This is a genomic window from Actinoalloteichus spitiensis RMV-1378 (assembly GCF_000239155.1).
Taxonomy (GTDB): domain Bacteria; phylum Actinomycetota; class Actinomycetes; order Mycobacteriales; family Pseudonocardiaceae; genus Actinoalloteichus_B; species Actinoalloteichus_B spitiensis.
This window is the reverse complement of record NZ_AGVX02000092.1, coordinates 1-9,235: the sequence shown is the minus strand read 5'-3', so window position 1 is coordinate 9,235 and position 9,235 is coordinate 1. Positions and strand designations below refer to the sequence as shown.

Sequence of the window (9,235 nt, the reverse complement as noted above, 5' to 3'; positions counted from 1 at the left end):
CGGCACCGCCGGGGAGCCCGAGCCGCTGCGGATGGTCGCCGCCGCCGAGGCTGCGGCGTTAGTGCACGTCCGCCGCACGCTGCGTTCCTGGCTGTCCGGCGCGGGCGTCGACGAGGACAGTTCGGAATGCCTCCAACTGGCCGCCTACGAGGCCCTGGCCAACGCCGCCTCGCACGCCTACCCGGATGCGGACGGCGGTTCGGTGTCCATGCGGGCCTGGTTGGACGGGCAGGTGGTGCACGTGGAGGTCGCCGACCACGGGAGGTGGCGTCCACCACCCGCCGACCCGGGAAGCCGAGGGCGGGGCCTCCTGCTCATGGAACGGTGCGTCGACCAGGTCGAGCTCGACCGCACGTCGACCGGGACCAGGGTCGGCTTGAGCAGGGCCGTCACGCTGCACCCGACCAGCTGAGGACCACCGCGCCACGACCGCCGTGCCCGGGTACGCCTGACGGGGCGCTCCGCGCCCCGTGCGGCGGCGCCCGGTCACCACGGCGTCGCCCGTGCCCCGACGGCCGTCCGACAGCGCGAGCGGGGGCGGCAACCGGTCGCTGGCCCCGCAGCGGGCCGGGAGGCACGTCGAACTCCCTCGAGAGCGGTCGGGAGCGGGCCTGCCCGCCGGGACAGGTGGTTCGGGCCGCTCCCCCGCTCGCACTCGGCGAAGGGCGTTCCGGAAGTGGCGCGACCGTGCGTGTCCGCGTTCGGCGCCGACGTGCGTGCCGGAGGTGGCGGAGCCTACTGCCGGGCCCCGTCCACGAACCGGAAGATGGTGTGCAGACCGGTGATCCGCATCACGCGGGAGGCGTGGCGGTTCATCGCCGCCAGAATGACCTCCCCGCCCGCGGGCTGCACCAACCGGCGGGCCCGGACCAGACTGCTCAGACAGGCGGAGTCCAGGAAGGTGACCTCGGCGAAGTCCATGACGAAGCCGGTGGCACCCGAGGCGAGCAACTGGTCGACCACCGTGTCCAGCTGCGGCGCCGAGTAGTGGTCCACCTCGCCGGCGAGGCGGATGAACCCCACGTTCTGGTCGTCCAGCGTTCCCCGGGCGATCTCCGTCTCCGCGAGGACATCGCCGTCGTGCGACCCCGTTCCGTCGGGGGGCTTTCTCTCGGCGCCGTGGCCTGTCATCGACTGTTCTCCGGTGTTCGTGTTGCTACCTGGGGCCGCTGCTCTGCTCCGGCGACCTGCCGCCTGTCGAGGACAGCCTGTCACCGGGTTCCCCGTCGGCGTCCGGGCCAAACTCGGGGGCCGGTGTGGGACATGTCACTCTGGCGGGTGACCTGCCGTGTCCTCGTCGATCCCCTCCGGTGGGCTGGTCGGCTCCGCCTGGATGACGAGGATCGCGATGTCGTCATGGTCGTTGCCGTGCAGGAACTCGAAAACCCGTTGCTGCACCCGGTCGGCGACCGCCCGGGCCGGCAGGCCGCCGCACCTCGCCAGCTCCTCCTGGAGGCGCTCCTCCTCGAACATCTCCCCGGACTCGTCGCGCGCCTCGGTCACCCCGTCGGTGTAGAGGAGCAGCGACTCGCCCGGGGCCAGGTGCGTCTCGGTCTCCAGGAAGGACGCCTCGGCCAGGGCCCCCACCAGCATCCCGGCCGTCTCCAGCGACTCCACGTCCCCGTTCTGACGCAGGACCAACGGCCGGGGATGGCCACCGTTGGCGAGCCTGATCCGAGCGCCACCGCCCTCGATCGTGGTCACCGCGCCGGTCACCACCGTGGCGAACCTGCCGTCGCCGGCCTGGAGCATGACCCGGTTCAGCAGCTCCAGCCTGGCGGCCGGTCCCGCGGACACCAGGGACGCGGTACGCAGCGACTGCCGGACCTGACCGGTGAGCACGGCGGCGTCCACCCCCTTACCGCACACGTCACCGAGCGAGAACGTCCACCGCCCGCCCTCCGGCTCCTCGTGGACGTCGAGGAAGTCCCCACCGATCCTGGTGGCCTCGGCGGACGCGCGGTAGGCGGAACCGAGCGACAGCCCCGGTGGTTCGGGCAGGGCGGGCGGCAACAGCGCGGACCGCAGGGACTCGGCGATCCTGGACCGCTCCGCGTGCACCCGGGCGGCCTCCAGCGCCGTCGACACGCGCTGCGCGTAGTCGCGAAGCAGGATGCGGTCGTGCCGGCTCATCCCCGGCGAGGCCGTCAGCGCCAGCACACCGTGGACGTCGGTACCCGCCGTCAGCGGCAGGAGCATGATCTCGTCGTCCGGGTCGTCGCACGCGGCGGGCAGTGACCGGGCCGAGGGAACCTCGGGCAGCAGCTCGGCCAGGAGTTCCTGGTCGTGTTCGCCGGGGGTGCCCGCGTGGTCGCCGAGGGGTTCCGCCGTGGGATCCGCGACGGCGGAGAGGCGGCGGAGCACCGCGCTGCGCCGGGTCCGGCGGAAGGTGACACCGTCCTGGCTGGCCGTGGCCACCATCGCGGCGGCCCCGTCGCTCATCGCCGCCGCGCAGTGCCCGGCGATGCGGCCCACGGGGAGCCGTGCGGCCAGCGACAGCACGCGGCCAGGGCTCAGGGTGCCGGCCAGGGCGGCGCTGGCGTGGGCGAGGAAGGACTTCCGCCGCCGCTCAGCGAGCAACGCGTTCTCCCGATCACGTTCCGAGGTGACGTCCCGGACGTACCAGGCGGTCAGCCCGGCGGCGAGTGTCACGCTCCGCCCCAGCAACTCGTGGTCCCGGTGGGCCGCGCAGAAGTCGCGGCGCTCCTCGGTGAGCGCCTCCCGGAGGGCGGGTACGGCGCACTCGTCCAGGCGGGCACCGGGGAGCACCTCCGGGAGGAGCTCGCTCGCCAACGGGTTCAACCGGCGGACGACGTTCTGGTCGTCCACGATCAGGATCGCGTCCGTGCAACCGGCGAGGAGCACGTCCAAGGCCCCTGTCGGCAACGACAGGGCTTCTACCTCGGGGTGGGTTCCGTCGTGGCGACTCGCGGGCTCCTGGAGTCGGGAGCGGTCCTCGGTCGTGGCCGCGCCGTTAACGCTGTCGCGAGACACCATCATGGTGGGTGGGCTCCTCCCGTCGAACCCCGAGCCTAGCCACACCCACCGTGTGTTGCTCGTAGGCCCGTGCGCTCGATCCCCGTCCGACTGTCGGACGCGGTGGCATCACTCCGGGAGGATGCCGAAGGACTCCCGGGCGCGCTCCAGCGTGGGATGAACGGTGAGGACCCGGTCGAGCCCGGTCACCTCCAGGGGCCGGACCACCGTGCGGGAGTCGGCGACCAACGCGAACGCCGCCGTCGCGGGCGCCTCGTGGCGATGGGCGTCGACGAGGGCGGCGAGGCCGCTCGACCCCAGGAAGTCCACGCGGTCCAGGTCGAGGATGACGCGGTGGCCCGCGTCCAGCAGGCCGAGGAGCTCCTCCCGCAGCCGGGGCGCGGTGAGCATGTCGATCTCGCCGCTGGCCCGCACCACGACGCCGCCCTCCCCGCAGGGCTCGGTGGCGAGGGTGAAGTGCGTGTGCTCGTCCTCGGCGGTACCGGGCTGGCTGGCCTGCCCCTGAGCGTCCCGCTCCGCGTGATCATGCATGGTCATCGTCCGTCCGTATCTCTTCCGACCGGTGGCGGCGGTTCGTCGCCGGAGTCACCGGGACCAAGCGGAGGCGACCGCCACCCGGAGGGTGTACGGGGCGCCGAACGCGCTGGTCCCGAGCGGCTCAGGCTGCCGGACCAGCCACAGGGGGCCGTGCCGGGCCTGATCAACTGAGCTACCGCTGCCCACCGTATGTGGAAAATCGATCTTCCGACAAGTCGTGCGGATGCATGTATACCGCCTGCCGTACCGACGCGCCGGAGGCAGCCCGACCCAGGCCATCTGCCCCTATTTCCTCGGCGACCGGCGGTTGAGCACCTGGTCCTCGGACCCAACCACTCCCGCGCTGGCGGAGCAACCGCTGCCGCTATGGCGCCCGACACGTCGGGCGGGTGGGCCGCCCCCGTCCTGGGCTCCGCGACCCCTCGTTCCGGAGTCGTCCCGAGGCCGGACCGGAGCAGGGGAGCAGCGGACGGGTTCGCCGGCTCGGTGGGGCAGACGTCACGTCCCGGCCGCATGACCGGGACGCCCTGGCCGAGTCGAGCCGCCCGATCCCTGGTCCACCTCCCCACACACCCGGCGGCGCCTGGGGAGGTGGACCAGCAGACCCAGGCGCTAGAGCGTGACGCCGGAGCCGGAGCCGGAGCCGGAGCCCGGGCTGGTGTCGGAGCCCGGGCCGGTGTCGCCGTCGGCCAGGCTCGTGGGCACCCGGTCCTGGCCGGAAGGCGAGACCGGGGCGTCCCCGGCGAGTTCCAGGTTGCCCACCAGCGAGTCCGTCTCCCGGACCCGCCAGCCCGGCGGCCACGTGCGGTGCGCCGTGTCAGCCGGCCGGCGGACCAGGGAGGCGCGGAGGTCGACGTCGGGTTGCGGCAGTTCGGCGGCGCCGTGGAACTCCACCTCCCGGAACCTGGCCTCGCCCGCGAAGAGCGCGCCGCCGAACCGGGCCGCCCCCCGGAACTCGCTGCCGGTGAACTTCGTCTGACCGGCGAACTGGGCGTGCAGGAACCACGCGTCACCGTCGAACCGGGACTCCTTGAACCGGGTCTCACCGAGGAACCGCGCGTTCAGGAACCAGGCTGGCGCCAGGAAGCTCGAGTTCTCGAACCAGGCGTGGCCGTCGAAGGTGGCGTCGACGAACCACGCGGGGCCGTCGAAGGTCGCTCCAGCGAACCAGGCGTAACCGGAGAACCTCGCTCCCGAGAGCCGTGCCGTGCGAGGTCGGCACCCCGTGAGGTCCAGGTCGACCAACACCGCGTGGCTGAGGTCGACGTCGAGGTCGGGCCAGAAGGTGGCCGCGGGCCGCCCCGACGCGTCCTCGGCCGGCCTGAGGTGGTTGGCGAGCACGCGCTGCACCGCCATGCGGACCTGGAGCTCCTCCCGCGCCGCCAGCTCCCGGTCCGAGGGGTAGGGCCGGTCCGACCGCAGCTGGGGAGGCACGGCGAAGGGCATGCGCAGGTACCCGCACAGGACGTCGACCACGGTCTGCCGTTGGTCGGGGTAGCACTGCCCCAGTTGGTCCAGCGCGTACACACCCGCCATGCGGACGGGCGCTCGTTCGCTACCGAGCTGGTTGGCGCCGAGCGCGTACAACTCGGTGACCGCTCGCCGGTCCGCCAGTGCAGGGCGGGGGGAGATCCGGCCGAACCGGCTGGTGGCCGGTCTGGGGGAATCGGGACCGGGGAGCACGACCTCCTCACCGTCCCGTTGCCGGTGCGGTTCGGTGGGCGCCCGTCTCGTCGGGCCGGGCATCGGCGCCGCCGTCTCCCGCGACCGGCCGCCCTCGCGGGTGGACCACCTGCCGACGAGGTAGACCGCGCCGACCAGTGCGCCGCACAGCGCCGTCAGGGCGGCGGCGCTGGCGGCGGCCCGCACCGCCTCCAGCTGCAGGCGGAGGCGGTCCGGCTCACCCACGTCGTGGGACAACCAGAGGAAGAGGACGGGGCCCAGTACGAGCAGGGCCGAGGAGGGCCACACGACGAGTCGCAGCCATCGCCTGGTCGTCCGGTCGGTGGCCGGTCGCCCGGGGCCCGCTGTGATCATGACCCCGTATGCTCGCGTGCCGCGAGCGGGATGGGAAAGCCCCGGACGTGTCATTCCCCGGTTACCGTCCGTGCGCCGGTGGTCGACACACCGCCGCGCCCGGCAAGCGGTGCGGTGTGGGTCGGAGACCGGGCGGGCACGGCCCGGTGGGAGAAGTGGCCGCCCGTAGGGCGGGGACCGAGCCCGCGTCCTTCGCCGTCCTCGTGGGCTCTGCTGGGGACCGCCCCGGCCGACCGGGTGCGGCACGGGTCCCGGCGCGCCCCGGCTCCCGGAAGCCGCCCGCGCGGGTGGCCGAGAAGGCAACCGCCCTCCCGGTGGGGTGGCCCGTGGCGAATCCTCGACCGCCCCGAGGCGGCCGGACGGCCACCGGCGCTCTCCCGGCACGGCGGTCGCCGACGCGACGGACCCGATCCCGGACTGATCACGGTAGGTGATCACACCGGAGGAATGGGCCGGGAGGGAGTGGGGAAACCGGCGGCCGGAAAACAGGGTTCCACTGTGCATTCCGGCATTGTGGACGGAAATCCCGATCGCGCGATCTCGTCGGGTGGCGGACGATCAGGAGTGGATGCTCCGCATCGCCGTGGAAAGGCGGGAACGCGAATAGCTCTGCCCCAGGTTCGTGGCCACCGGCCCCGTGCCCGGTCCCGAGGTCGGGGGGCGTCGTCCTCGCCGTCCGTGCGGCGCGGCATGACGGCGGTGGCGGGGCGGTGGGTCGGGCGTTCCCGTGGTCGACCCGGTGGTCGGTGGTGGTGGGCGGTCGAGTGCCCACCAGAACTCTGGTGGCCCGTGGTCGGCGTCACGACGTGAGCCAGTGGGGGCCGTGATCCGCTGGTCGAGGACGTGTTCGGGTCGTCGAGCGCCCGCGTTGGTGGGGTTCCAGGGCCTGGCGAGTCCCCCCCGGTGGGGGAGAGCGGGCCTGGCGGGTCGCCGAGGTGAGCGCCATCACGGGGGTCGTCGAGTGCCTGTGGTGACCCGGGGGCCGTCGGGGGTGCGCGACGCCGCTGCCAGCCGTGATGGCAGGTTCCCGGTGCTCGCCGGGTGCGGCGTCGGCCGTCGTCGACCCGGGGCGTCCGGGGTCCTTTCCCGGGGCGGTGGAATATCCGGCCGAAGGTGGCGGTTTTGCCCTGCGGCTGGCGGTTGAATGCGCAAGAGATCGCGCACGGTGACCATTTGGCTAATTCGATCATGGTGAATGGGTGCGGCGTCACCCACACTTGCATTGATTTTGCTTTTTTGGTTACGGTCAGTCAGTACGTCACGGTTCGGTCACGACGTATGGACGCGCAAGGGATGGCAGATCGGTCTCCCTTCCGGGATCCCCCGCCCGAGTCCGAGTGGCCGAGCCTCCCCCGAGACGGACGAAAGGTCATCTATGGCTCGGCATCGCTCCCTGAGCGGTCACCATCCCTCGCCGGCTCTGCTGGAGGCACTGGCTCGGTCCTCCCGTCATGGCCGCGCAGCACATCGACTGCCGCAGCTCCCGCTGCGGGAAGGCCACAAGTCCGCGGTCGCGGGCGCGTTGGCCGGCGCGTTCTTCCTCGCGGGAGGCCCGCTGGTGGCTGGCTCCGGCGTCGCCCTCGGTGACTCCGGCGTCGACACCGACGGCCGCCTGCCCGCGCTGGAGGTCCTGCCGATCCACCGGCAGGTCGACCAGCAGGAGGAAGCCGCCAAGCTCCAGAAGAACGAGGAACTCCAGGCCAAGCTGGCCGCCGCCGAACAGGCAGCCCAGGAGGCCGTCGAGCGCCGGGCGGCTGAGCAGGCCGCGGCTGAGCAGGCCGCCGCCGAGCAGGCCGCCGCTGAGCAGGCTGCGGCTGAGCAGGCTGCGGCTGAGCAGGCTGCCGCCGAGCAGGCTGCTGCTGAGCAGGCTGCTGCCGAGCAGGCTGCGGCTGAGCAGGCTGCGGCTGAGCAGGCCGCGGCTGAGCAGGCCGCTGCTGAGCAGGCCGCTGCCGAGCAGGCCGCGGCGGACGTCCAGTTCGTCAAGCCGGCCGAGGGGCGCTTCACCTCCGGCTTCGGCGCCCGGTGGGGCACCACGCACTACGGTGTCGACATCGCCAACTCGATCGGAACCCCGATCTACTCCACCACCTCCGGAACGGTGATCAGCTCCGGACCGGCGAGTGGCTTCGGCATGTGGGTCAGGGTGCAGCACGACGACGGGACCATCACCGTCTACGGCCACATCGACCAGTCCCTGGTCAGCGTTGGCCAGCGGGTGGGCGTCGGCGAGCAGATCGCCACCATGGGCAACCGTGGCCAGTCCACCGGTCCGCACCTGCACTTCGAGGTGCACGTCAACGGACAGAAGATCGACCCGCAGCCCTGGCTGGCGGAGCGTGGCATCACGCTCTGACGGCGAGCGCAAGCGCACGAACGGCCCGGTTCTCCTGGAACGGAGGACCGGGCCGTTCGCTGTCCGCTGGCGAACTCCCATCCGTTCCCGTCGACCCGCCCGGAGCCGGCGGCGGCACCCTGGGGCGGTGGTGCGGTCGCGCTGGTACCCAGAGCTCGCGGGTCGTCCGTCCCGGCGCCGGCACCCCGGGGCGATCGGGACCACAACGACGCATCCCGGCTCCTACCGGCGGGCGGCCGGAGTGCTAGCGTCCAGTCGTGCGTGACCTGCTGCTACGGCCTCGGTGGCTGGTGTTGCACCTGCTGACCCTGGTGATCGTCCTGGCTTCGTTCCGCCTCGGCTGGTGGCAGTGGGACCGGTTCCAGTCGATTGACGGGCGCGGCCTGAACCTCGGCTACACGGTGCTCTGGCCCTTCATCGGCCTCTTCACCGCGTACGCGTGGTGGCGGCTGCTGCGCATGGAGGCGGAGCGCGCCGACCCGGCCCAGGCCCCGCTCCAGGCGGTCCTCGAGGACGACGGTGACCAGGTCACGGCCGCCGCGGCCCCGGCCACGGCACGACCGGTCTCCGCGAGGGCCGCCGCCGCCGAGGCGCAGCTCGCCCGGCTCCGATCCGGGTCCGAACCGCGGGCACCCGAGAACGACCAACCAGCACAGGACCGCGACTCCGGGCTGGCCGAGTACAACGAGTACCTGGCGGCCCTGCGTCGGGCGGACGAACGACCGGACTCCCCTGCCCAGATGGAGGCGACGTGACCTCGGTGGACAAGCAGCCGCAGACCTTCACCGTGCCGATGGGCGCGTTGACCCGGTTCAGGGTCATCGCCTACGTGACCGGGGTCTGCCTGTTGATCCTCGTGCTCGTGGCGATGCCCCTCCGCTACCTCGCGGGGCACGACCTGGTCATGGCCGTCATCGGCCCGGTGCACGGGTTCGCCTACATGGTTTACCTGGTGCTCGCCTTCGACCTCGCCATGAAATGCCGCTGGTCCCTCAAGGGCACCGTGCTGGTCCTCCTCGCCGGCACCATCCCGTTCGTCTCCTTCGTCGCCGAACGGAAGGTGACCACCCGGCTGAAGGCCGGCCAGCGCATCTGACGCATCCGGCGGACCACGGCCCCCGGCGAGGGGCTGCCCCGGCCGGCGCGACGGATGACGACGGACCGGCCGGGTCTCTGGTCAGTCGGCCAGGACGTGCCGGTAGATGTCGACCATCGTCGAGGCGTAGCTGGCCGTCGTGTGCGCCGCCGCGCGCTCCCGGGCCCGCGCCCCGACCTCGGCGGCGCGGGCCGGAGCCCGCAGCAGCTCCACGG

General features: G+C 72.7%; 8 protein-coding genes. 4 read left to right on the top strand and 4 right to left on the bottom strand.

Going from position 1 to position 9,235, the window contains the following annotated elements:
• The coding region (locus ACTIDRAF_RS0204665) for an ATP-binding protein (RefSeq protein WP_016697550.1) at positions 1-412 on the top strand (412 nt) is incomplete at its 5' end.
• A gap of 323 nt (positions 413-735) precedes the next feature.
• Here the strand turns inward: ACTIDRAF_RS0204665 and ACTIDRAF_RS0204660 are convergent.
• From ACTIDRAF_RS0204660 to ACTIDRAF_RS31785, 4 genes are all read right to left on the bottom strand, one after another.
• Entirely contained in the window at positions 736-1,131 is a 396-nt protein-coding gene (locus ACTIDRAF_RS0204660; RefSeq protein WP_016697549.1) for an STAS domain-containing protein, read from the bottom strand.
• Between the two features lie 135 nt (positions 1,132-1,266).
• Positions 1,267-3,000 carry a PP2C family protein-serine/threonine phosphatase gene (locus ACTIDRAF_RS27235; RefSeq protein WP_157162839.1) on the bottom strand — a complete coding sequence of 578 codons (1,734 nt, stop codon included), beginning with the start codon at positions 2,998-3,000 and terminating at the stop codon, positions 1,267-1,269.
• 105 nt (positions 3,001-3,105) lie between these two features.
• Positions 3,106-3,534 carry an STAS domain-containing protein gene (locus ACTIDRAF_RS27230; protein WP_016697547.1) on the bottom strand — a complete coding sequence of 143 codons (429 nt, stop codon included), beginning with the start codon at positions 3,532-3,534 and terminating at the stop codon, positions 3,106-3,108.
• 612 nt (positions 3,535-4,146) lie between these two features.
• Positions 4,147-5,571, bottom strand: a complete 1,425-nt coding sequence (locus ACTIDRAF_RS31785; protein ID WP_052168701.1) for a pentapeptide repeat-containing protein — start codon at positions 5,569-5,571, stop codon at positions 4,147-4,149.
• A 1,375-nt stretch (positions 5,572-6,946) separates the two neighbouring features.
• Here ACTIDRAF_RS31785 and ACTIDRAF_RS0204640 point away from each other — a divergent pair.
• From ACTIDRAF_RS0204640 to ACTIDRAF_RS0204630, 3 genes are all read left to right on the top strand, one after another.
• A complete protein-coding gene (locus tag ACTIDRAF_RS0204640) occupies positions 6,947-7,924 on the top strand; it encodes a M23 family metallopeptidase (RefSeq protein WP_026065780.1) in 978 nt (325 codons plus the stop codon).
• Between the two features lie 257 nt (positions 7,925-8,181).
• Positions 8,182-8,679 (top strand): hypothetical protein, encoded by a 498-nt coding sequence (locus ACTIDRAF_RS33365; RefSeq protein WP_016697544.1) that lies wholly within the window; start codon positions 8,182-8,184, stop codon positions 8,677-8,679.
• Between the two features lie 38 nt (positions 8,680-8,717).
• Positions 8,718-9,020, top strand: coding sequence for a DUF3817 domain-containing protein (locus ACTIDRAF_RS0204630; protein ID WP_039785805.1), 303 nt, complete (start codon positions 8,718-8,720; stop codon positions 9,018-9,020).
• Positions 9,021-9,235: the final 215 nt, after the last annotated feature.

Excerpts from the sequence above, each read along its gene's own strand:
- ACTIDRAF_RS0204660 (WP_016697549.1), bottom strand. The coding sequence starts at position 1,131 with ATGACAGGCCACGGCGCCGAGAGAAAGCCCCCCGACGGAACGGGGTCG.
- ACTIDRAF_RS0204630 (WP_039785805.1), top strand. The coding sequence starts at position 8,718 with ATGGGCGCGTTGACCCGGTTCAGGGTCATCGCCTACGTGACCGGGGTC.
- ACTIDRAF_RS31785 (WP_052168701.1), bottom strand. The coding sequence starts at position 5,571 with ATGATCACAGCGGGCCCCGGGCGACCGGCCACCGACCGGACGACCAGG.
- ACTIDRAF_RS0204640 (WP_026065780.1), top strand. The coding sequence starts at position 6,947 with ATGGCTCGGCATCGCTCCCTGAGCGGTCACCATCCCTCGCCGGCTCTG.
- ACTIDRAF_RS27230 (WP_016697547.1), bottom strand. The coding sequence starts at position 3,534 with ATGACCATGCATGATCACGCGGAGCGGGACGCTCAGGGGCAGGCCAGC.
- ACTIDRAF_RS27235 (WP_157162839.1), bottom strand. The coding sequence starts at position 3,000 with ATGATGGTGTCTCGCGACAGCGTTAACGGCGCGGCCACGACCGAGGAC.